18 protein-coding genes are annotated in these 26,230 nt (G+C 43.5%); 15 read left to right on the top strand and 3 right to left on the bottom strand.

Going from position 1 to position 26,230, the window contains the following annotated elements; genetic code table 11:
• Positions 1-353 precede the first annotated feature (353 nt).
• The 14 genes from ACFI6G_RS02435 (at position 354) to ACFI6G_RS02370 (ending at position 18,930) form a co-directional block, all read left to right on the top strand.
• Positions 354-776 (top strand): Hpt domain-containing protein, encoded by a 423-nt coding sequence (locus tag ACFI6G_RS02435; RefSeq protein WP_010440937.1) that lies wholly within the window; start codon positions 354-356, stop codon positions 774-776.
• Between the two features lie 211 nt (positions 777-987).
• On the top strand, positions 988-2,517 hold the full coding sequence (locus ACFI6G_RS02430) for a sigma-54-dependent transcriptional regulator (RefSeq protein WP_016793297.1): 1,530 nt from the start codon (positions 988-990) through the stop codon (positions 2,515-2,517).
• Positions 2,498-3,655 carry a glycosyltransferase family 4 protein gene (locus tag ACFI6G_RS02425; protein WP_016793296.1) on the top strand — a complete coding sequence of 386 codons (1,158 nt, stop codon included), beginning with the start codon at positions 2,498-2,500 and terminating at the stop codon, positions 3,653-3,655. The genes ACFI6G_RS02430 and ACFI6G_RS02425 overlap by 20 nt, the downstream gene beginning before the upstream one ends.
• 311 nt (positions 3,656-3,966) lie before the next feature.
• Positions 3,967-5,340 (top strand): O-antigen ligase family protein, encoded by a 1,374-nt coding sequence (locus ACFI6G_RS02420; RefSeq protein ID WP_016793295.1) that lies wholly within the window; start codon positions 3,967-3,969, stop codon positions 5,338-5,340.
• 93 nt (positions 5,341-5,433) lie between these two features.
• A complete protein-coding gene (locus ACFI6G_RS02415) occupies positions 5,434-6,219 on the top strand; it encodes an acyltransferase (RefSeq protein ID WP_016793294.1) in 786 nt (261 codons plus the stop codon).
• Positions 6,212-7,330, top strand: a complete 1,119-nt coding sequence (locus tag ACFI6G_RS02410; protein ID WP_010440947.1) for a glycosyltransferase — start codon at positions 6,212-6,214, stop codon at positions 7,328-7,330. Before ACFI6G_RS02415 ends, ACFI6G_RS02410 begins: the two co-directional genes overlap by 8 nt.
• A complete protein-coding gene (locus ACFI6G_RS02405) occupies positions 7,327-8,751 on the top strand; it encodes a GumC family protein (RefSeq protein WP_016793293.1) in 1,425 nt (474 codons plus the stop codon). Before ACFI6G_RS02410 ends, ACFI6G_RS02405 begins: the two co-directional genes overlap by 4 nt.
• A gap of 329 nt (positions 8,752-9,080) precedes the next feature.
• Complete coding sequence (locus ACFI6G_RS02400; protein ID WP_016788676.1) at positions 9,081-10,181, top strand: glycosyltransferase; 1,101 nt, start codon at positions 9,081-9,083, stop codon at positions 10,179-10,181.
• On the top strand, positions 10,178-11,365 hold the full coding sequence (locus ACFI6G_RS02395; RefSeq protein WP_016789317.1) for a glycosyltransferase family 2 protein: 1,188 nt from the start codon (positions 10,178-10,180) through the stop codon (positions 11,363-11,365). The genes ACFI6G_RS02400 and ACFI6G_RS02395 overlap by 4 nt, the downstream gene beginning before the upstream one ends.
• Positions 11,366-11,374: 9 nt before the next feature.
• On the top strand, positions 11,375-12,034 hold the full coding sequence (locus ACFI6G_RS02390) for a sugar transferase (RefSeq protein ID WP_016788678.1): 660 nt from the start codon (positions 11,375-11,377) through the stop codon (positions 12,032-12,034).
• Positions 12,035-12,186: 152 nt separating this feature from the next.
• The gene (locus ACFI6G_RS02385) at positions 12,187-13,065 is read left to right on the top strand and encodes a LysR family transcriptional regulator (protein ID WP_010440956.1); all 879 of its coding nucleotides are present in this window, start codon (positions 12,187-12,189) and stop codon (positions 13,063-13,065) included.
• Between the two features lie 99 nt (positions 13,066-13,164).
• Complete coding sequence (locus ACFI6G_RS02380) at positions 13,165-14,277, top strand: efflux RND transporter periplasmic adaptor subunit (protein ID WP_016786446.1); 1,113 nt, start codon at positions 13,165-13,167, stop codon at positions 14,275-14,277.
• A 10-nt stretch (positions 14,278-14,287) separates the two neighbouring features.
• Entirely contained in the window at positions 14,288-17,416 is a 3,129-nt protein-coding gene (locus tag ACFI6G_RS02375) for an efflux RND transporter permease subunit (protein ID WP_016795299.1), read from the top strand.
• 11 nt (positions 17,417-17,427) lie between these two features.
• Positions 17,428-18,930, top strand: coding sequence for an efflux transporter outer membrane subunit (locus ACFI6G_RS02370; RefSeq protein WP_462710117.1), 1,503 nt, complete (start codon positions 17,428-17,430; stop codon positions 18,928-18,930).
• 269 nt (positions 18,931-19,199) lie between these two features.
• On the opposite strand, the gene ACFI6G_RS02365 is transcribed toward ACFI6G_RS02370, so the two are convergent.
• From ACFI6G_RS02365 to ACFI6G_RS02355, 3 genes are all read right to left on the bottom strand, one after another.
• A complete protein-coding gene (locus tag ACFI6G_RS02365) occupies positions 19,200-20,123 on the bottom strand; it encodes a LysR family transcriptional regulator (RefSeq protein ID WP_010440963.1) in 924 nt (307 codons plus the stop codon).
• Between the two features lie 433 nt (positions 20,124-20,556).
• Positions 20,557-23,685 carry an efflux RND transporter permease subunit gene (locus tag ACFI6G_RS02360; RefSeq protein ID WP_065106940.1) on the bottom strand — a complete coding sequence of 1,043 codons (3,129 nt, stop codon included), beginning with the start codon at positions 23,683-23,685 and terminating at the stop codon, positions 20,557-20,559.
• A gap of 12 nt (positions 23,686-23,697) precedes the next feature.
• A complete protein-coding gene (locus tag ACFI6G_RS02355) occupies positions 23,698-24,876 on the bottom strand; it encodes an efflux RND transporter periplasmic adaptor subunit (RefSeq protein ID WP_065106941.1) in 1,179 nt (392 codons plus the stop codon).
• A gap of 403 nt (positions 24,877-25,279) precedes the next feature.
• Between ACFI6G_RS02355 and ACFI6G_RS02350 the strand changes: the two genes are divergently transcribed.
• Entirely contained in the window at positions 25,280-26,200 is a 921-nt protein-coding gene (locus ACFI6G_RS02350) for a LysR family transcriptional regulator (RefSeq protein WP_016766855.1), read from the top strand.
• Positions 26,201-26,230: the final 30 nt, after the last annotated feature.

Below are 26,230 nucleotides of genomic sequence, written 5' to 3'. Positions count from 1 at the left end.
TTAGTTGGCACTTAACTAACTGCAATAGCCTAGGCCACTGTATGAATAAATGCAGTGGCCTTTTTCTTTTCTTAGCTTTCAGCGTGCGTCTCTTTGCTTGTCATTCTGACTCAATCTAATGCAAATTCGTTTACTAATCACCTAAGTTCATATTTCTTGAGTAAATATTAGAAAAATCAGAGTATTACTTCTATAACTTTACTAGATACACACTTCCATATTAACTGATTCATGCCATAGTTTTTAAGCCAAGCAGTTGAAATTATTCTAGAAAATGACTAAAACTTAATAATACTCATGGATATTAGCCTCAAGCTAACGTATTTCCTCAACACACAATGAAAGGATTTAGTGTGAATAATTCGACTTTAGCTTCAGAAACATCTGCTGGTTTGAATGAACAAGCGAATGCACAACTGGCCGATACAGAGCTTGTAGATGAAAGTATCTTAGAACAAATGATTCGTGATACGAGTGCAGAGATTATTCCAATTTTAATCGATCATTACGTAGAAGAATCACAAATCCGTTTGGCCGCAGTAAGACAAGCAGCCAAAAATAACGATATTCAAGCTCTAGAGTTTGAAGTTCATACCGTCGGCAGCACTGCACTCGCGTTAGGTAACCGCCCTCTGTCTGTGCTCGCTCGAACGTTAGAAAAACAATGTTTAGAACAAAAGCATGATGAAGTATTTCTTAGAGTTGATGAACTGTTAGAGCTTGCAGAACGTTCGATTAAAGCCCTACTAAAAAGAAAAGACCAAGGCTTTGGTTAAACCTATTTGAATATCAATATTGGCTAGTTGCCGCTATAACATCACTCTTGTAAAGACAAGCTTAAGCATAGTCAGTGTCAGCGATCGCTAAAGCCAATTGTTTATTAGAATATTGCATGCGGTAGGTAACAATTACACTAGTTTCGTATTGATGGTCACATATCACTATGTTATTGATTGGTTAGGATAAAGTTTCAAAAGGAATTATACAATGCGCCCTAAAGTATTGTTGGTTGAAGACTCCACCTCCCTTGCCGTACTTTATAAACAGTACGTTAAAGATGAGCCATACGACATATTTCATGTCGAAACTGGCGCTGAAGCCAAAACATTTATAAAGAGACATGCACCACAGCTCGTCATCCTCGATTTAAAACTACCGGATATGCCAGGCGAAGAGGTCTTAGATTGGATCAGTGAGAACGAGGTTCCGACTGCGGTTATCATTGCAACAGCACACGGCTCTGTGAATATCGCCGTTGACCTCATTCAACGAGGTGCAGAAGATTTCTTGGAAAAACCCATTCAAGCAGATCGCTTAAAAACATCGGTTAATCTTCACTTGCGCAGAGCAAAGCTCGAAAACTTGGTCGACGATATTCAAACCAAATTCGATCGTGACCGATTCCATAATTTCATAGGCTCTTGCCTACCGATGCAAGCCGTTTACAAAATCATTGACTCAGTTGCGCCAACTACAGCCAGTGTTTTTATCAATGGTGAGAGTGGTACAGGTAAAGAAGTCTGTGCGGAAGCGATACACCAAGAAAGTCAACGTAGCGATAAACCGTTCGTTGCGATTAACTGTGGCGCTATACCTAGAGACCTAATGGAAAGTGAAATCTTCGGTCATATCAAAGGTGCTTTTACTGGTGCGACAACCGATCGAAAAGGTTCAGCCATGCAAGCTCATGGCGGCACCTTATTTCTCGATGAGCTTTGTGAAATGGAACTGGAGATGCAGAAAAAGCTCCTCAGGTTCTTACAAACAGGTACTTTCACACCACTCGGTGGTAACCGCGAGATTAAAGTCGACGTTCGAATCATCTGCGCAACCAACCGCGATCCACTGGTTGAAGTGGAAGAAGGCCGGTTCCGTGAAGATCTATACTACCGTGTGCACGTTGTGCCTATCGAGATGCCACCACTAAGAGAACGCGGGAGTGACATTGTCACCTTGGCGAACCACTTCTTAAAGCTATATGCCAAGCAAGATAAGAAAAAATTCAGATCGATAGATAAAGAGACGCAAGCGTTGTTGAAGCGTTATCCTTGGCCAGGCAATGTTCGTCAATTGCAGAATGTCATTAGAAATATCGTGGTGTTGAACAATGAAACCAGTGTGACTAAAGATATGGTGCCGCCACCAATTAATAAAACGGACATCAGAACGTCCAAAAGTGTCAATCCGATACGAAATATGTCGCCAGTAGCAGTCCCCCAACATTCAGCGCCCCCTGAAACCAAGTTACCACCCTTGACACCAGAGGAACTCGAACTCAACTCTGCAACTCAACATCATCAAATACCAGCGCAACAGGCACCAATGACACCGCCATTAATGACCACCGACGGTGCAATTCGTCCGATGTGGCAAATTGAACGCGAAGCCATTCAACACGCGATTAATCATTGTGATGGTAATGTACTAAATGCAGCAGTATTGCTAGAGCTAAGCCCTTCTACTGTTTATCGTAAGAAACAGGCTTGGGAATCGGAAGATGAGTACAATCAAGCCTAGTCATACGGTCCTAACACACCTTACATCGGATCAAGAACAATTGGCTCTTGATCCAAATAAAATTAAGTCAAACGAGATTTGGTTGTTGATCGACAGCCAAACCTTTGGAGGAATCGAAACTCATGTTATTGAATTAGCCCTCGGTTTAATTGAGCACCAAAAACAAGTAAGAGTCGTCCTTCTCACCAAGTTCACCCAAGAACCTCCAATCATTCAACGCTTAACTCAATTACAAATCCCCTTTTGTAACCTTTGCGATCTTGCACCGAATGGTTCGAATGTGTTGTCGCAGATCAGACAAGCAGTTGACCAACATAGACCATGTCTCATTCATGCTCACGGCTATAAAGCGAGTATCATGAGTAAGGTGACAAAGTTATCCTTGGTCAAGCCCAACAAGTTGTATCAGGTATCCACTTACCATGCCGGTGAAACGCCAACAGGAAAAGTGTGGTTGTACGATTTTTTAGATCGATACAGTGGTTTTATCTCAAATCACTCTTTAGTAGTGAGCGACAAAATAAAGGATAAGATCCCCTCTCAAACGACACTGCTCAATAATTTCATTTCAATTCCAGAAAGCCCATCGTCCCTTTTTGCTTCTGGTTTCGTTAAAGATGTTAAAGAAGATACGACAACTATCTATGATATAGGTTTTGTTGGGCGTTTGAGTCACGAAAAAGCAGCCGATAGGTTCGTGACGCTGGCCAACTCACACCCAAGTCATCGATTTCATATTTTCGGAGATGGCCCAGAAAGGCAAATATTAGAGAACAACCCGTCTACCAATCTTACTTTCCATGGACACCAATCATGTATGGATTATGCTTGGCAAATCATCGATGTGTTGGTGATACCTTCTCGATATGAAGGATTACCGATGGCGGCACTCGAAGCAATGGTACGTGGTATTCCAGTAATCGCGGCTGCGGTTGGTAATTTACCACAATTGATTGAACATCAAACCAGTGGTTACATTGCCAAAAATGAAACTGAACTCAACACTTGCTTAGAAAATTGGTTGCGACTTTCACTTAAAGGAAAAACAGCGATGAGTCATAAAGCAAGAAACACGATCGTCGAAAGGTACTCTCCACAAGCGGTTATTCCCCAAATATTGGATTGCTATGATTGCTAATTGTCATCGAATCAACGCTTTTCGTCGATAGATCCTGTCTAGTTAACCAATTCGATCTCTGTAACGCTTCTATTCAATCTGATTCTCAATTTGAAATAACCTCAAAACCCATCGAAACCTGCCAGGTAAATAATCATTAAATTCAATGATTTAATTACAATTCACATGTGGCACTCACCTTGCTATCTATTAATACGCGCAAAATTTTTCTATTGAGTTTAGAAGCCGATATTTCGTAAATTTTAATCATGATAGTTTTCAGAAAGTTCGACTACCTGAATCCGTTGATGTGCAAGCCGCAAGGAGATGCGATGAACTACCAAGCCAACAGAACACCACTCATTATTGGGCTTTCAACCATGAGTCTAATAATTGGTGCTGCTTGGTATTTAGTTCCTCATCCTGCGGTGGTTATCGTGCTTGCCTTTATACCGCTGGGCGCTTTATTCGTTATCAATAAAGCGTTTTGGTTTGTGCTTTTGTTCGTCGTATTTTCATTCTTCAGAATTCATGAGGCACTACCTCAACTTTACCCATTAAAGATACCTCTACTATTATCTTTGGGAGCATTATCGGCACTGCTATGGCATTCGTTAATCAGTAGAGAGCTTAAGATATTCTGGCACCATTCACTGAGCTGGCTGGCCATCTTTTGGTTGCTGACCATTGTTGGCCTTGTGTTCGCATCTAGCCGTTCAATCGCATTTGCAGAATTTAAAAGCATTTATTGGAAGATCATCGTCATGACGCTCGCCATTACTTGGTTGGTTAATACGACGGAAAACCTCGCAAAGACAGCGATGACTATTATCTATGCAGGGGCTTTAGTGAGTATCATCGCTGTTTATAATTCAGTAAACGGTATTGGTATTGTCGAAGGTTCTAGGGTGACTATTGGACGAGATTTAGGCTCGATGCTCGGTGACCCGAACGATCTCGCCTTGGTGTTGCTTTTCCCGCTCGCATTCGCCATTAGCCAAACCATTACACCCGGTATTTCCAATTTCAAGCGGATAATTAGTGCATTAGTTTGTGTCTTATTGTTAGTTGCGATTATCGCTACTCAAAGCCGAGGTGGGTTACTTGGCTCGATTGCGGTTGTTGGTATCTTTGCTCTGAAACTCATTCGTTCAAAAGTGCTATTAATATCATTGGGGGCGGTCGGCGCGATAGTACTCTATTTTGTCGCAGGTATAGGCGATAGATCATCTGGAGGGGCAGCGGAACAAGGTATTGATGAATCTGCCATGGGGAGAATTTACGCTTGGGAAGCGGCCTTTAAAATGGCGGTAGAAAATCCATTGACAGGTGTTGGCTTAAATAACTTCTACTCAAACTACTTCTTCTATAGCTCCTATTGGGACGGCTTGAATCACGCAGTTCACAGCACATGGTTTGGCGTTCTGGCAGAAACAGGCTTTATTGGCTTAGTCATTTTTGTCACTTTGATTATCTCGTTAATCAGAACCTCAAGAGCCACACTAGCACGGTTATCTCAAGCCAGTACGTCTGTCGTACCCGAACTTAATGCCGTCGCTTATGCCGTGTATGCCGGTTTAGTCGGTACCATAGTATCTGGCACCTTCCTCACACAAGGCTTCAACTGGCCAATTTACATTCTAGCTGCACTTACAGTTTGCGTATCAAACGTGTCTCATACTGCTTGTCAAAATGAGAAAACCTAAAAGAAAAACTCTAACTAACTGAAATAAATAAATAAATTTAGTGGCACGTAATGTGAAAGTACATCTATATAACAACATAGAAGGAACTTCATTATGACGTCAGCATCCATACATCAATTCAAACATTGGCTTAAATTTCATCCTAATTCTCGAATTAGAAATGTATTTTTCATTTTGAAAGACCTAAGAAGCGCCGAGCTACCTACCCCACAAATACTTAATCGCTGCCTATACCAAGCACACAAGTTGGTTGCAAATATGGTTTCTGGCTTTACCCGATTCTTCTACTGGACGCCCACATTCAAAGGCAGAATCGCTCAATGTGGAAAGCATTTGTATCTATACGGTGGCTTGCCATTTGTGAGCGGTCCACTACAGATTTCAATTGGCGATAACTGTCGTATCTCTGGCCACAGTACATTTTCAGGCTGTACTCAGCCATTAGAGAGCTTAGAGCACCCTCTTCTTTCCATTGGTAATAATGTCGATATTGGTTGGCAGTCAACAATTGCCGTGGGAGGTAAAGTCATCATTTCAGACAATGTTCGCATCGCTGGCGGTGCATTCTTGTTTGGGTACTCTGGCCACCCGCTTGATGCAAAACGTCGAGCTGCAGGTGAAGGTGACGACCCTCAACAAATCGGCGACATTGTTCTTGAGCAAGACGTGTGGTTAGGTACTAACGTCACTATAAAAGGTGGCGTGACCATTGGCGAAGGCGCTGTTGTTGCAGCTGGTAGTGTGGTTACGAAAAATATCCCTTCGTTTTCAATCGCCGCAGGTAATCCTGCTCGAGTCGTTGGTCAAATTAAGTCCGAAGAAGTGACGAAATCTGATGCATTTGATTCATTTGAAACTCGTGGAGGTGATCATGCGTGATTTAATCGTATTCGGTGAAGACTTTGGCGGTCTTCCGTCATCGACTCAACATCTTGTTCGTCATCTTGCTAAAACACACAAAGTGCTTTGGGTAAATTCAATTGGTTTGAGACAGCCTAAACTTTCAGTAAAAGATGTCTCTCGTGCGTTCAACAAACTATTGGGTAAGACAAACGCAGTAACACAGAATATGCTCGACTCAAATGGGCAAAGCAACATTACAGTCGTCAATTTAAAGACGATACCGGCACCAGCGTCTAAATTATCGAGAAAGCTGGCGCAACGAATGATGTTGAAACAACTTAAGCCGATTATTGCAGAGCTCAACCTTTACGCTCCAATTCTTTGGACATCACTTCCCACGGCTGTTGACCTATGTGGTCACCTTGGCGAATCTGCAGTGGTTTATTATTGTGGAGACGATTTCAGCGCCTTAGCCGGTGTTGACCATCAAACCATTACTGAGCATGAATCTGAACTCATCGAAAAGTCAGATCTAATCTTTGCAGCAAGCAAGAAGCTCATGACTAAATTTCCTGAAGATAAATCTCAACTATTGCCACACGGAGTCGATGTTGGTCTCTTCTCAACACCAACAGTTAGAGCGGACGATTTGCCGAGTAATCATCGACCAATCGCGGGCTTTTATGGCAGCTTATCTAAGTGGTTAGATTATGAAATGATTGGACATGTTGCTAGCGCAATGCCGGAATGGGATTTCGTCTTTATTGGCCCAAACGAATTAGATAACTTAGCGCTGCCGACACTTAATAACGTGCATTACCTTGGACCACGACCACATCATACGTTACCAAGTTATTCCCAGCACTGGGATGTGAGTCTGCTGCCTTTCGTTGATAACGAACAAATTCGCGCATGTAGTCCATTAAAACTCATGGAATACCTAGCAGCAGGAACGCCTATTGTTACAACGCCATTCCCTGCTCTCTTGCCTTATCAAGAACACGTTACAACCGTTAACAACGCACAACAAATGATAAAGGCACTCGATAGAGCTCGCCAACTTTCAAATTCACCGATATCAATCGTTGAAAAAGACAGCTGGCAGAACCGTGGTAACTTCGTACATTGGATGTTGGAGCTATTATGAATAATCTTAAATTGCGACTATTAGTTCTTTTGAACGCGGCGTGGCGTCAGCGTTACGTAATTATGGTACCGATTCTTATCCTTCCTTTCGTTGGTTTCGGCGTGAGTAAGCTAGCGCCGACAAAATATGATGCTCATACCAGTATGTTGATTCAAGAAACGGCGAAGATGAACCCTTTTTTAGAGGACATTGCCGTTTCAACTATGCTTAAAGATCGCATCAGTGCACTTAGAACACTGCTTCATAGCCGTCATGTCCTCTATTCGGTAGCAGAAGAGCTTGAACTGATTACTCCAAAGATGTCGAGTTTGGACCGTGAGGAAATTATATCTGATTTGTCTAAACGTTTATCCGTGACTCAGCTAGGCAAAGATTTTCTCAAAATCAGCCTAAGCTCAAACACATCGATTGGTATGGAAGCGACCCTTCAGTCTGTCAGCGAACACTTTATTGAGCAGTTGTTAGCCCCGGAACGTTCATCCATTCAAGATTCTAGTGACTTTTTGAAAATTCATATTGATGAACGCAGTGCCGAACTCGCTGATGCAGAAGAAGCATTAGCGCTCTATGTGAATGAAAACGTACACTCAACACCAGAAGTGCAAAGTCAGAGCTTGAATCGTTTAGCTTCACTCAAACAAACACTTGCAGAAAAAGAAGCGGAATTATCTGGTGTTAAAAAAAGTTTAGGTTCGATTGATCAACAATTATCAAAAACCAACCCCGTGATTGGGCGCTTAGAAGATCAGATTATTGATATTCGTAGTGAACTCACTTTGCTACAAGCCAAATACACCGACAGACACAGTGCCGTGCAAGCAAAAGTTCGTGAATTAGATCGCCTTGAGAACGAAAGAAAAATGCTACTCGATCTAAAACAACCGAGTATGAACAGTGATCAGTTATGGGACATTGCCAGTAGCACCACATTGAACAAGTTATCAGATACTCAACCACTTCTTGTGACCCAATTACACAGCTTGCAATTAGTTCGAGCTCAATTTGAATCATTAACCGAAGAGACCAAGAGCCTGAAAACAATGATCTTTGAGTTAGAAAACAAGGCTAACAATTTCGGTGAAAACGCCAAAGAGATGTATCGACTTCAACGTGATGTGAATATCAAACGTCAACTGTACGATGAGTTGACGGAACGTTATGAAATGGCGCAGCTAACCGGGTCGTTAGGTGTATTCGAACAGAACAAACGAGTTAAAATCATCGATTTACCGTTCACTCCGAGCGTAAAGTCAAACATGCCAACCTTCGTGTTTGTCCTAGCAGGACTAGTAGCTGGAATTGGTTTAGGTATAGGTTTGGCAGTGTTATTCGAATTGTTCGACTCTTCCATTAAACGTAAGGAAGAAATCGAAGACATTTTAGGTGTGCCAGTGATCACTGTTATTCCGAGAATGAGCTAGTTCAAAAACCAGCTACGCCGATTTAAATTTGAACCAAGACACCAGCTCAGTGCTGGTGTTTCTCTTTCTAAACGTATTCACTCTTCGACTATTATTTATTCCTGATCTTTGAGCATCTGCCAGTTTAAGCATGTACTTTACCTTCGCTTTCACTCACTCATTCCATCATTGTGTTTTGATTCCTATATTGAGAATGACAAAGCAACAACATAAGAAAAAACATAAGGCCATGATAAATAACAATTAATAAGTTGGCATAACTCGTGCAATTGTCTAATGAGAAAATAACATCGAACAAACTTAGACCATTTTATTGCAGGGAGAAAATTATGGGAAACCAACTCGCTAAACATGGAAAGAAGGTAATACATGTTGTTCAGCACCTTGCACCCGGAGGTCTAGAGACACTTACCTTAGATTTGCTTCGCTTTGCTAAACCGTATGACCAGGTGCTGATTGTAAGCTTAGAGGGAACAAAGCAAGAATCTATCGATAATTGGCCGAAACTAGAGTCTTACCACAACCAAATCGTATTTCTAGACAAAGAGCCAGGCGTTCAATTCAATGTCATTCTCAAGCTAATTAAAGCGTTCAAAGCTATCCGCCCAGACGTGGTTCACACTCATCACATTGGCCCATTGCTGTACGCCGGCTATGCTGCACGCATAACGGGAGTGCCAACACGAATTCACACCGAGCACGACGCATGGCACCTAAACAACACTAAACGTCGTCGCCTGCAAGCTCTTGCATTGAAAGCCGCTCAGCCCACTCTCGTTGCTGATGCTACTCGTGTTTACAAACAACTTTGCCGCGCCTTCTCTTACAAAAACATCATTACTATTAAAAATGGCGTCGATTGTGACAAATTTAGACCGCAGCCAATAACAGAGGCCAGAGCGAAACTCAATCTGCCACTCGACAAACATATTATTGGTTGCGCAGGTCGACTAGAACAAGTTAAGGGCCAAGACCAACTCATCAAAGCGCTTGCCCTACTACCAGCCAATACCATAGTGGCATTTGCTGGAGTCGGTTCTAAGCGTGAACAATTGGCAGCATTAACCAACAAACTGCAATTAAATGAGCGCGTAATATTTCTTGGTTTAGTTGAAGACATGGCAACCTTCTATGGTGCATTAAACGTATTCTGCCTTCCATCCCGATATGAAGGTTTACCGCTTTCAACGCTTGAAGCTCAAGCCTGCAACATCCCGACGGTCGCAATGAACGTTGGAGCGGTTGATGAAACTTTATGCCCAGTGAGTGGCACACTTGTTAAAAGTGGCAGCATTACTGGGCTCGCCAACGCATTGTTAGAAAACCAAAATGAATGCTTTTTATCCCCACGGAGTTACGTACTTGAACATTTCGACATTGTAAAAATGGTCTCCTCTTACAACGACATTTCTAAAGGAGCCTTCGCATGAACGATTGGATACTCGCTGGCTTATTTTTGTTTTCTAGCGCTTTGATTGTTTATCACCACGCAGCATATCCAATACTGTTACGTTGGTATGCACGACACCATCCAGCTCGTACTGTAAGCGAAAACTCTCGTTGCTATAAAGATGTAGAGCAAGACTGCACACTTCCAACTATCACTATCCTTGTGCCTGCATTTAATGAAGAACAATGGATAGCAGATAAGATTCGTAACCTATCCGCTCTTGATTACCCTAAAAAGAAATTGCAAGTGATTATTGCCTGCGACGGATGTACTGACAACACGGTCGAAATCGCGCAGATGACCATTCAAGAAGCGATGTGCAGCGATATTTACTTTGAAATACATGACCATGTACAAAACAGAGGAAAAGTTTCTGTTATCAACGAAGAAGTGACGAGCATAACAAGTGACATCACAGCATTGAGTGACGTTTCAGCGTTGATATCATTGGATGCACTGTTAATCGCAAGTGCGCATTTTGAAAGTGACAAGGTTGGTGTTGTTAATGCGACTTATCAACTATGCCCTACTGGAAACGAAGGTGAAAACACTTACTGGAAGTATCAAACCGTTGTTAAAGAGTGCGAAGCGTCGATGGGCTCTAGTTTAGGTTCTCACGGTGCTTTCTATTTATTTAGAACGAGTTTGTTTGAGCCACTGCCTCTAAATACCATCAATGATGACTTCATTTTACCTATGCAAATCGTAAAACAAGGCTTCATCGCGGTCTACGAAGCACAGATGGTGGCATTAGAGCTTGAAGCATCCAACTTGAGAACTGACTTTAAACGTCGATTAAGGATTTCTGCAGGCAATATGCAGCAAGCAATTCGATTAGTTGGCCTATTCAACCCCAAATTTAAAGGTATCGCGTTTGCGTTCTTCTCCGGAAAAGGATTAAGACTGTTAACACCCTATTTAATGATTGTTTGCTTAGTGTGCTCAGTTCTTCTTAGAGATTATTTAGTATTCGAAGTCATGCTTTGGGCGCAAATTGCTGTTTATAGCATCGGCGTACTGGGTTGCATCATGCCTAAGAATCTCACTAATAAACCGATTTCTTTAATTTCATATTTAATCGTTGGTCATTATGCCAACTTCATTGGTGGCATACGTTACCTACTAGGACTCGAAAACGCCCCTTGGACTCGAGCTAATCGTTAAGGACTGACCATGATGAACATTGACCAACTATCTAACCAAAACTTATACCAAAATAAAATTGCTCGCGCGAAACGTACTTTTGATTTTGTAAGCTCTTTATTCGCGTTAGTTATCTTATCTCCGGTGTTCCCATTTATAGCACTGGCTATTGTGCTAACCTCACGCGGGCCGGTCTTCTATCGTCAATTGCGCGTTGGTAAATCAACACCTGAGAAGATGGAAATATTTGAAATCATGAAGTTTCGCAGCATGTACGAAGATGCAGAAACACGTTCTGGTGCGGTTTGGGCGACTCAGAACGATCCTCGCATCACCCCTGTTGGGCGGTTTCTGAGAAAGATGCGTCTTGATGAACTTCCACAACTATTTAATGTATTAAAAGGTGAGATGTCGCTGATCGGCCCTCGCCCTGAGCGTCCAACCTTTTACAACAAATTGGAAAATGAAATTCCATACTTCGCTGACCGCACATACGGCGTAATGCCTGGTATCACGGGGCTAGCTCAAGTTAATCAAGGTTATGACACGTGCATAGATGATGTTCGTCGTAAAGTCGGTTTTGATCACAGTTACGCTCTGAGTCTATGCTCTGTTAAATCTTGGATTGCAGCAGATCTAAGCATCATTACTAAAACAATTGTTGTTATGTTGGACGGACGCGGTCGCTAAACTTTGGATTTTGTTGCTTAACATTGCTCGATTCTAATTTAACTAAAACCGATGAGTACATAATTACTCATCGGTTTTTTCGATTTTATATACCATTTGATATACGATACCAATCAATTATCCCAAGTCAGCATTCGAACACGTCCATCATTATGAAAATCGAAGACCTTAAACTATTCACGACCGTTGTTGAACTTGGTAGCTTTACCGCTGCAGCTAACGCATTAGATCTACCACGTGCGAATGTCAGTCGACGGATCAACGATTTAGAGAAAACACTCAATATCCAATTGTTCTTTCGTACCACTCGAAGTTTATCGGTCACTAAGTCAGGTGAGCTTTATTATAACGAGTTACTGAAAGCATTAAGTGCACTTGAAAAAGCCAACCACATGGCATCTAACCTTTTAGAAGTTCCACACGGTCGTGTGAAAATTGGTTTGCTTCCAGAGACAGGCGATATCGTTCAATCTACGCTCTTTAAATTCCAAGATTTATACCCTGAGGTTGAACTCGATATAAGAAGTATCAGTAACGGCTTTCTTGACATGTACCGCCAAGGACTAGATCTCGCCATGCATGGTGGCCGCTTAAGTGACTCCAACGTGGTGGCGCGTAAGGTGATGGATTTACAACGTATTTTTGTTGCTAGTCCAGAATACATTGAGAAATATGGCAAACCCTCAACGATTGAAGAACTCTCTCGTTTTCCGTGTGTTTGTTTTCGCTGGCCAAGCGGCGATATAGACAAAGAATGGGAGATATCAGGCCAAGTAGTTAAGGTCGAACCTTCTATCGTCAGCGACAGTATCGGTTTCGTAAAAGGCGCATCAACACGTCATCGAGGTATCGCTCTATTACCAGAACTCATGGTGAGGCAAGAGCTCAAAGACGGTTCACTGATTAACCTTTTCCCGACCGATACTATGCGAAAAGATGAGGCTTGGTTGTTGTATCCACAACGCAAGGCATTGAGTCATGCTAGCCAATTATTGATTGATTTCTTGTTACAAGAACTGCCAAATCTTTAGTTATTGTCATGATTAGCATGACAGTGTTATACCGTTAACACTGATTATCTCTGACTTACATCTAGATACAATTGCTCTATCAATATTTAGGAGCAATTCATGATGCCAATCTATCGCTATTCCCTACTTGCAGCGACTCTTCTGTCTCTTATCGGTTGTAACCAATCCGTTGTAACCACACCATCTGGCATGGGTCAGAAGAAAAAACAAGATCGCCCGATTCAAGTCGTTCAGCTAGAACCACTAGCGAATCAAACTCACAAATCGTTTACAGGTAAACTGAAATCTTCTGAAACCGCAGGCGTGGCATTTCGTGTTCCCGGCACCATCCAAAAGATCCTAGTGTCGACCGGTGATACCGTAGTTAAAGGTCAACCTTTAGCAGAACTTGACCCGCACGACTACCAAGTTGCGTTAGAGGAGTTACAAGCTCGCGCATTAGAGGCGAAATCAGCACACAAACTTGCCAAGGCAGAACTCGCACGCGTAAAACAAGCGATTGATGACAACGCCATTGCTAACGTTAACCTAGACAGAGCAATTAGTGGTTACGAGCGTAGCGAAGCAGCCGTTAAAGTCGTTGAGCAAAACATTCGCCGTGCCAAAGACGCCATTCGTTATACTCAACTGCTCGCGCCTTTCGATGGAATCGTTGCTTCTTCCAACTTCGATCAGTACGAGCAAGTTCTACCGGGCATCTCTGTGTTTACGATTCACAACCCGGACCAACTTGAAGTTAAAATTGATGTCCCTGAAAATCTCATTCATAAATTCAGCTCAGATCAACAATCGCAAATCAGTTGGTATGGGTCAAAACATCAACTAACGGCTTACGCCAGTGAGATCTCGACTCAGCCACATCCAATCAAGCAAACCTACTCAGTGACTTACCGTTTAGCGTTACTCACTGATGAACAAGTATCTGGACAACTCTTACCGGGCAAAGCAGTAACCTTGTCGACTCAGCTAGGTGAAATCTCTAACAACTTCTGTCTACCTTATTCAGCCATCGTGAATCAATCGGGTATCGAGCAAGTGTTCACGATCGAAAACGAACAAGCACAAGGTGTAATGGTTAATGTTGTATCGCTTAACAAAGACTCAGCATGTGTTGAATCGACATTGAAAGATGGCGACTACGTGATCGTTAGCGGATCTCAGTACGTGATCGAAGGTCAGCATTTCTCAAATATCCAAGTCAAGAGCCTGTAGGTAGACCATGATGAATCTAGCTGATTTTGCGATCAAACAACGCACCTTCATCCTGTTTTTCACTGCATTGAGTGTGATCGCAGGCCTATTCTCTTATTTCGATTTAGGCAAGCTTGAAGATCCAAGCTTCACCATCAAAACCGCTGTGGTCGTCACTCTATACCCTGGCGCTTCAGCTGAAGAAGTTGAACAACAAGTCACTGACACCGTCGAAACTAAGCTTCAAGAAATGGCGACATTAAACCGACTTCGTTCGCTGTCTCGCCCTGGTATGTCGATGGTATTTGTAGACTTGAAGGAGTCACTACAATCAGACCAATTACCACAAGAGTGGGATCTATTGCGTCGTAAAGTGTCTGATATGAAGATACTTCTGCCCAGTACCGCCCAAATCAGCGTTGTACAAGACGAATTCTCTGAAGTGTATGGCATGCTTTTCTCAATACACAGTGAAGATGCATCACCTGTCGAATTGCGCCGTTACGCAGAAGAATTACAACGACGCATCAAAACCGTTGATGGCATTAAAAAAGTCGAGCTACACGGCGTTCAACCTCGCGTCGTGCATATTGATATCCCAGACGAACGGCTGGCTCAATACGGTCTATCGATGGCACAAGTTTGGAGTCAACTGAACACGCAAAACACAACATTTGAAGCGGGTAAGTTTTCCGCGGGTAGCGAAAGAATCCGGGTTCAACAATCCAGTGAGTTTTCGTCTCTGGAAGACATCAAAAACTTAATGCTTAAAGGCGGTGTAAGTGAATTTGGCACAGGCCTAATTCGCCTGGGTGATATTGCTGAAGTCACCATGGGTTACCAAGAACCAATGATGACTGAAAATCGCTATAACGGCTCACCCGCGGTGACCTTAGCGATGAGCCCTGTTACTGGCGTTAACGTTGTTTCGTTAGGCGATGACATCAACCGTATCGTGAATGATTTCCAAGCGACTCTTCCACTCGGTGTTGATATCGCAACCGTTGCCAATCAACCAGATGAAGTGCAAAAATCGATTGATAATTTCGTCAACAACTTAGTTGAAAGTGTCGCGATTGTATTTATCGTACTTGCCGTTTTCATGGGACTAAAGAGTGCCACGATCGTTGGTACTAGCTTGATCCTGACTATCCTACTGACCCTAATCTACATGAACTTAACTTCTATTGATTTGCATAGGGTTTCGTTAGGCACGTTCATCTTGGCGTTAGGTATGTTGGTCGATAACGCGATTGTTATAACCGATATGATGATTGTTAAAATCAACAAAGGGATTGACCGTACTAAAGCGGCAATAGATTCAGTAAAAGAAACGGCTACACCGCTGTTTGGTGCAACCGTCATCGCTATCATGGGTGCAAGCCCAGTTATCTTCTCAAAAACAGATGCCGCCGAGTTTTCTAGCTCAGTATTCCTAATCATCGCTTCATCTCTGTTGTTATCTTGGTTTGTCGCGATGACCTTCACTGCACTGATGTGTTGGATCTTCATCAAGCCAACGAAGCAAAAAGAAAATACTAAAATCAGCTTATACCGTAAGAGTGTTAATTGGACCGTAGATAACCCGCTAAAAGCATTGAGCGCTCTGGTTCCATTGATATTAGTAACGGCGCTCGCAATTCCAAGTATTGCTGTTAACTTTATTCCACAAGCCGACCGACCTATCCTGTTTTTGGATTATTGGCTACCGAATGGCGCAAAGGTGGAGCAAACATCGGAAGACATGAAGCGTATCGAAGCTTGGTTATTAGAACAACCGGAAGTGACCAGCATTTCAACCTATGTCGGTGCCGGTGCCCCACGTTTCTCCGTAACCATTGAACCAGAACCGTTTGACCCTGCGTACGGCCAAATTTTAATCAACGCGACTGACTTCCCTTCATTGAGTCCATTAATTGCTCGTGGTGACAAATGGTTAACTGAGGAATTTCCAAACGCCGACCCACGCTTTAGAAGCTTAAAACTCGCAACCTCAGATAAATTCAGCGTTGAAGCTCGTTTCTCAGGCCCTGATGTTAACGTTCTACACAACCTATCTGAACAAGCTCAAGCGATTCTAGCGGAGCACCCCGATACCAAGTACGTTCGTGATGACTGGCGCCAGAAAAGTAAAGTGCTTGAACCTATCATCAACCAAGACAAAATTCGCCTAGCGGGTATTAATAGAGCAGATATCGCCTTTGCAATGAAGCGTGCGTCTGAAGGCATGCCTCTTGGCCGCATGAACCTAAACGATGAGTTGGTGACGATCCAACTACGTGGAACTGAAAGCTCAATTGAATCACTAGAAACACTGCCTGTGCGTTCACTACTTGGTGTGCACAGCGTGCCTCTAGGTCAAGTTATTGATGGGTTCGAACTCACCAGTGAAGAAACTATGATTTGGCGTCGTGACCGTGTGAAAACTATCACAGCACAAGCAGGTGTGGGTCGTTACACCACGCCAGCGGCAGTCAGAAACTCCATCAAAGATCAAATCGAAGCGATTCACCTACCTCATGGTTACAGCCTTGAATGGGGTGGCGAATATTATGACGAACACAAAGCCGTAAGCGATATTCTCAAGCAACTTCCAAAAGCAATCTTGTTGATGGTGATTATCTTGGTCGCGATGTTCAATGGTTTCAAACAGCCCGTTATCATATTCACTACCTTGCCATTAGCTGCAACTGGCGCAACGTTCAGCTTATTGCTGTTAGATAAACCGTTCGGATTTATGGCATTGATTGGTGCAGTAACACTCACGGGGATGATCATCAAAAACGGCATCGTGTTGATGGATCAAATTGAGCTTGAGCGTACCAATGGTCGTTCATTATCAGACGCGATTAAAGAAGCTACCGTAAACCGAACCATGGCAATTTCAATGGGGGCGTTAACCACTGCTCTTGGCATGATTCCACTGTTAACCGACCTGCTATTCGATCAAATGGCCGCAACCATTATCGGTGGTCTTGCCGCTGCAACCGTATTGTCACTATTCGTAATGCCTGCGTTATATAAGCTCTTCTATCGTTCAGAAGAGAGTGCGACTACGGTCAACGAAGCCATTCAAGATGCAATTGTCACCCTTGAAGCAACACCCAATTGTACAGTCAGTGGAACTCCAAATGATAACCAACCAAACATTAACAAATAAGGAGCATAAACATGTATCTATTACCTCGGTTTAAAGTGGCTCCTATTGCCCTAGCACTACTGCTTACAGGTTGTGCGGTTGGACCTGATTACGAAGAACCACAAACAACAATGGCTGAAACTTTTCTCTACAGCCAGAATAGCGAGAACCACAGCGAGACAAACCAACAACACCGTCACTGGTGGACGCAATTTAATGATCCTACGCTAAACCAATTAGTGACCGACGTTCAAAACCAAAACATCCCTCTTAAATTGGCGGCAGAACGCATCAAGATCGCTAACTCGTACAAGAGTGTCGTTGAATCGTTCAAAGTACCCACAGTGAACGTTGGCGGCGGTTACTACAACTATCAACTGAGTGAGAACGACTCCCTACTCGGCCCAGTCTTTGGGGCGTCAGACGAAGTTGAATCTGCAACAGGCATGTCGTTATTGGAAGCGCAACACGATGGTAGTTTCTTAGGTGCGAGCATCGCATGGGAAATGGACTTGTTTGGTCGAATTGACAAACAATCCAACGCCGCAACGATTCGTATTGAACAAGCTGAAATATTCCAATCAGGTTTGAACACACTGATCACCGCAGATGTGATTCACAACTATCTGCAATACCGTGGCGCTCAAGAACGTAAAGCGATTGCCCTTGAGAACATTCAAGATCAAAAGCAAACACTGGAACTGGTCACCAAGGTTGTAAGAAGTGGTTATGGTTCTGAACTAGACCTTGCTCAAGCCAAAGCAATGCTTGCCGGAACAGAGTCTATCGTGCCGCAACTGGAGATAGCAGAGCAAGTTCACAAGCAGCGTATGGCAGTATTGTTAGGTCAATCACTCATAAGCGTGAATCAGCGTTTAGCTGTCGAATTTACCTTGCCAAGAATGACAGACATTATCCCTACAGGGTTACCTTCTGACTTGTTGGAACAACGCCCAGACATCCGAATCGCAGAACGTGAAATGGCGGCGATTAACGAAGAACTCGGCGCCAGCATTGCTAATCGCTATCCGAAGTTCTTCCTAACGGGCACACCAGGTATCACCGCAGGTAGCTTTGATGATCTGTTCAGTAGCGACTCGTTCGGTTGGGCTGCATCTGCAGGCATCAGTTGGAATGTATTCGATGGTGGCAGGGGTGAAGCCATGGTGGAAATGAACGAAGCTAGATTCCGTTCTGCTGCGCTTAACTACCAACACTCGGTAGACAGCGCGTTTGCAGAAGTAGACTCAACATTGTTCGCTTATGGCAGAAGCCAAGAAAACCAAAAGCGGATAGATGAAGCAACAGCCGCCGTGGACAACGCCGTAAGCAAAGCGAAGTCATTATACAAAGCGGGTCTAGTTGATTACTTGTCGGTACTCGACGCACAAAGACAACAAAAAGCGATGCAAGATCGTCAAGTAGCCGCCAAGCTTCAAACGGCCAACACCACGATTGCGGTATATAAAGCGTTAGGTGGAGATTGGAAAGTTGCTAGTGAAACACAAAGTGTCGAATTAGCTTCTGCAAACTAGGAAATCTATACACACCCCTTCAAACCAATGATCTCAATAAAAATACCGCTGACTCGATCAGCGGTATTTTTGTCATTATATAAAACTCAACTATCTTTACCTGCTCAACATGAAGATGCAGGTTTCAATCTCTGAACACTATCCGTAATTCCGGATGTCAACGGGCCTGTAACCTCAGGCAACACCAATCCGTACAAAAAAACCATGCTGTACTGAATGCATAATTAATAACTAGGCCTACCAAGTAGCTGATTGATATATCTTTCTCTTTAAGCGAAGTGCTTCTCCCAGCTTGGTGGTGTACCAATGATCTCTTGAACGATTTCAATAAAGGCCAACACCAGCGGCGACTGCTTTCGATGAGTGTACATAGCATAGATATCACCAAAAGACGGAATTTCGCGCTCTGGCAACAATTGCACCAAACCTTGCTCAGCCAAACCTTCATTCAGCATAAATTGGCCTATCTGACCAAAACCGAGCGAGGCTTTTATACTTTCGACAATTAACTCAGGCTCGTTCACTCGGTAGTTGCCTTTTAGGGCGTAAGTTTCAAGCTCCCCAGTGTTACTCTCTAGATAGAACTGAACTTTGTCCGCAACAAAACCTGCATGTGAGTAGATAATGCTTGGTAACATCGTCAGCTCTTCTGGGCTGCGTGGCATACCGTGCTTATCAATAAATGCTTCTGAGGCAACTATGACCGTTTTGTTGTCGGCAAGCTTCTTGGCAATCATCGACGAATCTCTCATTGGGCCAATACGAAAGACAATATCAAACCCCTCGCCCACCAAATCAACACGGCTATCATCTAGTATCAATTCAATCGACGCTCTTGGGTAACGAGTTAGAAACTCCTCAACTGCTTTTTGCAGAAACCGACGACCGAACAGAGTCGTGCTCGATATACGGAGATTGCCGATAGGTTCTTTATAGAAACACGCGGCTATATTTTCCGTATCTTCAAGCAACTCACTCACCTTCACTGCTTGCTCTACGATCTGTTTTCCTACATGAGTAAACGAAAGTGAGCGGGTTGTGCGATTGATCAACCTTACACCCAAGTGCTCCTCTAGTTGTTTTACCTGCTTTGATAAAACAGAGCGATCAACGTTCAGCCTATCTGCAGCTTTGGCAAAAGATCCTGCTTTGGAAACTTCAAGAAGCAGTTCTAATCGTGTTGCTAAGTCCATTGTTTCGTCCAACTTTGACACTTTGTACAAGATATTACTGCACATGAAGTGTCACTTAAATTTATAAAATTATTAGGCAGCGCCTAATACAGTAATAAGTACTATGTAGTTAATCTTCAAGCCCAAGCCATGAGGCGATCGGTCGTTTTTCATGTACCACAACAAAATGAGTTCATACGCAAGGAAAAAGCAATACAGTCTGCTAACCCCACACAAGACAACTAAAAAGATCACCAACAAGTAAAATTAGAAAGATATAAACAGAAAAACATCAATCAAGTCAGTGAGCTAACGCAGAAAACTATTAATGGTATGCTTTCCCGAGAAAGGTAACCCCTTTATTCGACAGACAACAGATATCAAAAACAAAGCCCCTTACGACAAACGTTAGAGGGCTTTTCAATTTAGGCCTAATCTTCAATTAGAATTAGATTCAATTCCGCTTTCTATTCACCAACATATAAAAGACTGGCGTTAACAATAACCCAAATACGGTTACGCCAAGCATGCCATAGAAAACCGCGGTTCCCATCGCTTGACGCATTTCTGCACCAGCACCAGTGGCAAGCATTAACGGAATAACACCCGCAGTGAAAGCAATGGAAGTCATTAAGATTGGACGTAAACGCAACCGACACGCCTCCACAATAGCATCTAGTGGGCTTTGTCCCTGATCTTTTAGCTCTTTTGCAAACTCAACCATTAAGATCGCGTTCTTACTTGCCAAGGCTACCAACACAATCAAGGCGATTTGAGTGAAAATGTTGTTATCTCCCCCAACATACCAAACCCCAGCCAACGCCGATAAGATGGTCATAGGCACAATCAAAATAATAGAGAATGGCAAAGTTAAACTCTCATACTGAGACGCCAGAACCATAAACACCAGTAGCACGACCAATGGGAAGATATAGACCATGGTATTACCCGCAATGATCTGTTGGTATGTCACCTCCGTCCATTCATAAGCCATACCTTCAGATAGGGTTTGCGCCAGTACCTCTTCAATAGCACTTTGAGCCTGATCAGAGCTGTAACCAAATGCTGGGCTACCGTTAAGCTCTGCACTTGGGTATCCGTTGTAGTGCATCACTCGGTCTGGACCAATTGATGGAACGACTTCCAGCACAGCTCCTAAAGGCACCATGTCACCGCGAGCGTTTCTCACTTCATATTTCAAAATCTGTTTCGGATCGACCCTAAAATTCGCGTCCGCTTGTGCGTTCACTTGATAAGTGCGACCAAACAAATTGAAATCATTGACATATAAAGAGCCAAGGTAAACCTGTAATGCATCAAACACTTGCTCAAGCGGAATGCCTTGTAACATAGCCTGCTCGCGGTCAATGTTGATCTCCATTTGCGGAACTTGAACCCTAAAGGTCGAATACAAACCTATGAGCTCAGGGCGAGCGCGCGCTTCCACAATCACTTGGTTTAACTGATTGAATAGCTCTTCGAATCCTTTATTCGAACGGTCTTCAATCTGCAATTTAAATCCACCTGTAGAGCCCAGGCCTTGAATTGGAGGGGGTGGGAAAATCCCAACAAACGCTTCATCAATAGCAGAAAAACGCTTATTGAGCTCAGCAACAATAGCATTAGCATAGAGATCCGGCGTCGTACGCTTATCAAAAGACTCCAAACTAACAAAAACAATGCCGCTATTTGGGCTGTTAGTGAAACCATTCACTGAAAGCCCAGGGAAAGAGATTGTCTGCGCCACCCCCGGAATTTCGAGCGCCATTTGCTCCATTTCACGGATTACTGCATCGGTTCTGTCTAAGCTCGCTGCATCAGGTAATTGAGCTATTGCAACCAAGTATTGTTTATCTTGCTGCGGGATGAAGCCTCCCGGCACTGCGTTAAACAAGGTCGCTGTGCTACCGAGTAAACCAAAGTAGATCACGACAACAATCGCACTCATTCGAATGAGCTTTTTAACCAAGCTTTGGTATTGATTTGAGCTTGCATCAAACAGTCTATTGAACGGTGCAAATAAAAAACGCCCAAAGATGGTATCTAATACACGTGTCAACCAATCTGGCTTGGCGTCCTTCTCTTTAAGCAGAAGAGCAGAAAGCGCAGGCGACAGCGTCAAAGAGTTGAACGCAGAGATGATGGTCGAGATCGTAATCGTCAATGCGAACTGTTTATAGAACTGGCCAGATAAACCAGTAATAAAGGTCGTTGGTACAAATACCGCACACAAGACCAAAGCGATCGCGATAATTGGCCCTGTAACTTCCGACATTGCTTGTTTTGTCGCATCCAATGGAGAGAGACCGTTATGAATATTCCGCTCAACATTCTCAACCACCACAATCGCATCATCGACAACAATGCCTATTGCGAGCACTAAACCAAACAGAGACAAGGTATTAATAGACACGCCTAACCACTGCATGACTGCAAATGTCCCGACCAAAGACACTGGGACTGCAATAATCGGTATGATTGATGCTCGCCATGTTTGCAGAAACAATATCACCACAATCACAACGAGAATGATCGCTTCCAACAACGTGTGAATGACTGCATCAATAGACTCTCGTACGAAGACGGTAGGGTCATACGCGATCTCATAAGAGACACCTTGTGGAAACTTCTCAGATAAATTCGCCATAACAGAACGTACATCATCAGACAACTGAATTGCATTAGAACCCGGTCGCTGGAAAATCGGCATCGCCACTGCAGGTTTGCCATTCAGCATTGCTCTTAACGCATAGGTATTCTGACCTAACTCGACCTCAGCGACATCGCGAAGACGTGTTATTCCACCGTTTTTGCCAACTTTGACTACGATATCTCGAAATTCATCAAGGTCTGCCAAACGGCCTTTTACATTTAACAGAATCTGAAATTGGTTATCGATACTAGCAGGTTGCGCACCCAACGAGCCTGCTGCAACTTGCTGGTTTTGGGCACGTACAGCATTAACCACATCCATCGCGGTTAGGTTACGAGAAGCGAGTTCATCTGGGTTAAGCCAGAGGCGCATCGAGTATTCACCGCCGCCGAATAGCCGCACGTCACCCACACCACCTAATCTTGCGACTTCATCCTTGATGTAGAGATTTGTGTAGTTGGACAGGTAACTGATTTCTCGACTCTCATCTGGCGAGTAGATATGAACCACCATCGTTAAGTCGGGTGACGCTTTCTCTGCGATAACACCTAGGCGTTGAACCGCTTGCGGTAGACGCGGAAGCGCACTATTCACACGGTTTTGTACCTGTACTTGAGCCTTATCCAGATCAGTCCCTAGAGAAAAAGTAACCGTTAGTGTCATACGACCGTCACTCGTCGCTTGAGAAAACATGTACAGCATATTCTCGGTGCCGGTGATCTCCTGCTCTAATGGTGTAGCAACCGTTTCAGCAATCACTTTCGGGTTGGCACCTGGATAATTGGCTGTCACCACTACGGTTGGAGGAACTACTTCAGGATACTCACTGACCGGCAATTGAAACAGAGAAATACCACCGGCAATAAGAATGAGTAGTGAAAGCATAGATGCGAAAATGGGTCTCTGAATAAAGAAGTGCGCAAATTTCATAATTCTCTACTCCTATTGACCTTGCATCGAAGAGACACTTTGCTCTCGCGTTTCTAGCTTCGCCAATGTCAATCGCGTACTTGAAAGATCAAGATCCACAGGACGTGGAATAATCTCAGTATTTGGCCCAACCTTTGCTGGACCATTTACCGCAATGTAATCACTGCTCTCTAGGCCACTAATAACAGCTCGATACTTACCGTAGCGCTCGCCCAGCTCTATAGGTCGGTATTCTAAAACATTTGCTTCATTCATCGTTAAAACAAAACGGTTTTCTAGGTCTGTACCTATTGCTCGCTCTGGAACCAATAAAACATCTTGCTCATCACTGGTTGTGATTTGCACACGGCCAAACGAACCTACCAACAAAGGATGTTTATTTGAATCGAAAACGGCGCGCACAGTCAACGTACCCGTATTAATGTCAATGGCGTTATCAACGAAGTCAACTCTCCCCGTGACCGATGTATCAGATAGCCCAGATAGAGTAAGACGAGCTGGTAATTCAGACTCTACAGTCGTTCTAGAAAAATATCGGTTCCAAGTACGTTCATCCACATTAAAGTACGCATATACCTTTCCATTAGAGACGATGTCTGTAAGCACACTCTGGTTGGGATTAACGTTGTTACCTTCAGTGATAAAAGCATGAGAAATTGTGCCACTGATGGGCGCATAGATACGTGTAAAATCCAAGTCTAGTTGAGCTAATTTCAATTGAGCCACAATCGCTGACAGCTCCGCCGCACGTTGCTTCACCGCTGTAGAACGCGTTTCAGCCTGCTCTGCAGATATAGCTTTGCGTTTAATCAACTCGTCCGCACGCTTAAGTTCACTCTTGGCTTGAGAAAGTGCGGCTAGTGCACTCGACTTCTGAGCCTTAAGCTGTTCAACACGAGCAGCAAATGGACGAGCATCTAGTGTCACTAACAGATCGCCTTTTTCCACTCGTTGTCCATCCTGAAACTCAATCGTCTCGATCATTCCCGACACTCGGGGCATTAAAGACACTTCTTTAGGCGCTTCTATGCGTGTGGTGTAAGTAAACCACTGTTGTACTGGCTCTTGCGCCACTTGTGCAATATCGAGTTCAGGAAGAACCTTCGATGGCGCTAAGGCCTTTACCTCTTCGCCACTGCACCCATTAAGCACTGCTAACAACACGCTAGCAGCAATCATTTTTTTATACATAAATAACCTCACCTATTTGCGGCGGCTATTCTAAGAAGGTGCGGTGATGCAGAAAAGCCCCCAATTCAAACATTTAGTAATGCCTAATTTGCACGATTGAAAACCCGACTTGATCGTTGAACCCGTGTTATCACGGGTTCAACGCACTTTCAGCCTCTTTACCAGCAAGCTATTACCGTTATTGTATTTTCATCTACAAAATAACCATTACGTCTAACTAGAGGACATTTGCATACTCTTTGTACACTTTCATGGCCTAACGGAAGAGTTATCGAAGTATCTCGATATTGGTGCACAAAACACACTAGTAAAGTGCAAATAAAACCATAATTTTTGCGAATAGGTTTTGTAGAATGCGCACTTCATCACATCTAATTGCAAAAATATTACTAGGAGTTTGAGTATGGACTTAGCTACTCAACTGGAACTACTGCTCGACGTATCTGAATACGGCACCTTTGCAAAGGCGGCCGATAGGAACCACATTGACCGTTCCGCACTGTCTAAACAGATAAAAAAATTAGAAGACAGCCTAGGGCTAAGACTGCTCAACCGCTCGACCCGATCGCTATCACTCACCAATGCTGGCGAAGAGATGGTCCAACAGGCGAAGAAAATACGTGAGCTGCTGACTGAGACCAAAAAGCTTGCAGACACTTTTCACGCTGAGCCGCGGGGTCATTTAAAGATCTCGAGTTCGTCGTTCTTTGGTCGTACATACCTTAAAAAAGCCGTCAAAAGCTTCATGCACAAGTACCCCTACATTACGGTAGAAGTTTTACTCTCTGATCATAAAGTTGACGTGATCAGTGAAGGTTACGACGTTGTATTTCGCATCGGCCCAATTCGCGAGTCGAACATGATTGTGCGCAAACTTGCGACCAATAAATTAGCCATCATTGCTTCAGAAGGTTTCTTAGCAAGACACGGTAATCCGCAAACACTGGAAAAGTTGATAGAGCTACCAGCGGTGGTTTACTCAAGTGAATCTTTCATATCGGACAAGATTAGAATTGTCGATGACGAACAAGCTGGTGAAATCAAAACCTTCAATATGAATGCCAAGTACAAGGTAAACGAAACTGATCTCATCATGGACGCAGTGAAAGACGGCCTTGGCTATGCTGTTATTGGGCAATTCATGCTACAGGAAGAACTAGAAAAACAAGGACTTGTACAACTTCTACCTGAATACCAACTATCAACTCACAGCGATATATTTGCTATGTACTCACACCGTAATCAACAACCTCTCGCCAAGCTGTTTATCGACTCAATACAGAATGAAATTGGTACAACGCCGATTTGGGAAACCTACTTGTAACAAGGCTCCCGTTTTACTCTATCGTTTTAC

The organism is Vibrio sp. PSi01, assembly GCF_054960695.1.
The sequence above is the reverse complement of the archived record's forward strand: the minus strand, read 5'-3'. Positions and strand labels throughout refer to the sequence as shown.

What these genes read in the sequence shown, in the direction of transcription:
- ACFI6G_RS02430 (WP_016793297.1), top strand. Translation starts at nt 988, where the DNA reads ATGCGCCCTAAAGTATTGTTGGTTGAAGACTCCACCTCCCTTGCCGTA.
- ACFI6G_RS02425 (WP_016793296.1), top strand. Translation starts at nt 2,498, where the DNA reads ATGAGTACAATCAAGCCTAGTCATACGGTCCTAACACACCTTACATCG.
- ACFI6G_RS02420 (WP_016793295.1), top strand. Translation starts at nt 3,967, where the DNA reads ATGAACTACCAAGCCAACAGAACACCACTCATTATTGGGCTTTCAACC.
- ACFI6G_RS02415 (WP_016793294.1), top strand. Translation starts at nt 5,434, where the DNA reads ATGACGTCAGCATCCATACATCAATTCAAACATTGGCTTAAATTTCAT.
- ACFI6G_RS02410 (WP_010440947.1), top strand. Translation starts at nt 6,212, where the DNA reads ATGCGTGATTTAATCGTATTCGGTGAAGACTTTGGCGGTCTTCCGTCA.
- ACFI6G_RS02405 (WP_016793293.1), top strand. Translation starts at nt 7,327, where the DNA reads ATGAATAATCTTAAATTGCGACTATTAGTTCTTTTGAACGCGGCGTGG.
- ACFI6G_RS02400 (WP_016788676.1), top strand. Translation starts at nt 9,081, where the DNA reads ATGGGAAACCAACTCGCTAAACATGGAAAGAAGGTAATACATGTTGTT.
- ACFI6G_RS02395 (WP_016789317.1), top strand. Translation starts at nt 10,178, where the DNA reads ATGAACGATTGGATACTCGCTGGCTTATTTTTGTTTTCTAGCGCTTTG.
- ACFI6G_RS02390 (WP_016788678.1), top strand. Translation starts at nt 11,375, where the DNA reads ATGATGAACATTGACCAACTATCTAACCAAAACTTATACCAAAATAAA.
- ACFI6G_RS02385 (WP_010440956.1), top strand. Translation starts at nt 12,187, where the DNA reads ATGAAAATCGAAGACCTTAAACTATTCACGACCGTTGTTGAACTTGGT.
- ACFI6G_RS02380 (WP_016786446.1), top strand. Translation starts at nt 13,165, where the DNA reads ATGATGCCAATCTATCGCTATTCCCTACTTGCAGCGACTCTTCTGTCT.
- ACFI6G_RS02375 (WP_016795299.1), top strand. Translation starts at nt 14,288, where the DNA reads ATGAATCTAGCTGATTTTGCGATCAAACAACGCACCTTCATCCTGTTT.
- ACFI6G_RS02370 (WP_462710117.1), top strand. Translation starts at nt 17,428, where the DNA reads ATGTATCTATTACCTCGGTTTAAAGTGGCTCCTATTGCCCTAGCACTA.
- ACFI6G_RS02365 (WP_010440963.1), bottom strand. Translation starts at nt 20,123, where the DNA reads ATGGACTTAGCAACACGATTAGAACTGCTTCTTGAAGTTTCCAAAGCA.
- ACFI6G_RS02360 (WP_065106940.1), bottom strand. Translation starts at nt 23,685, where the DNA reads ATGAAATTTGCGCACTTCTTTATTCAGAGACCCATTTTCGCATCTATG.
- ACFI6G_RS02355 (WP_065106941.1), bottom strand. Translation starts at nt 24,876, where the DNA reads ATGTATAAAAAAATGATTGCTGCTAGCGTGTTGTTAGCAGTGCTTAAT.
- ACFI6G_RS02350 (WP_016766855.1), top strand. Translation starts at nt 25,280, where the DNA reads ATGGACTTAGCTACTCAACTGGAACTACTGCTCGACGTATCTGAATAC.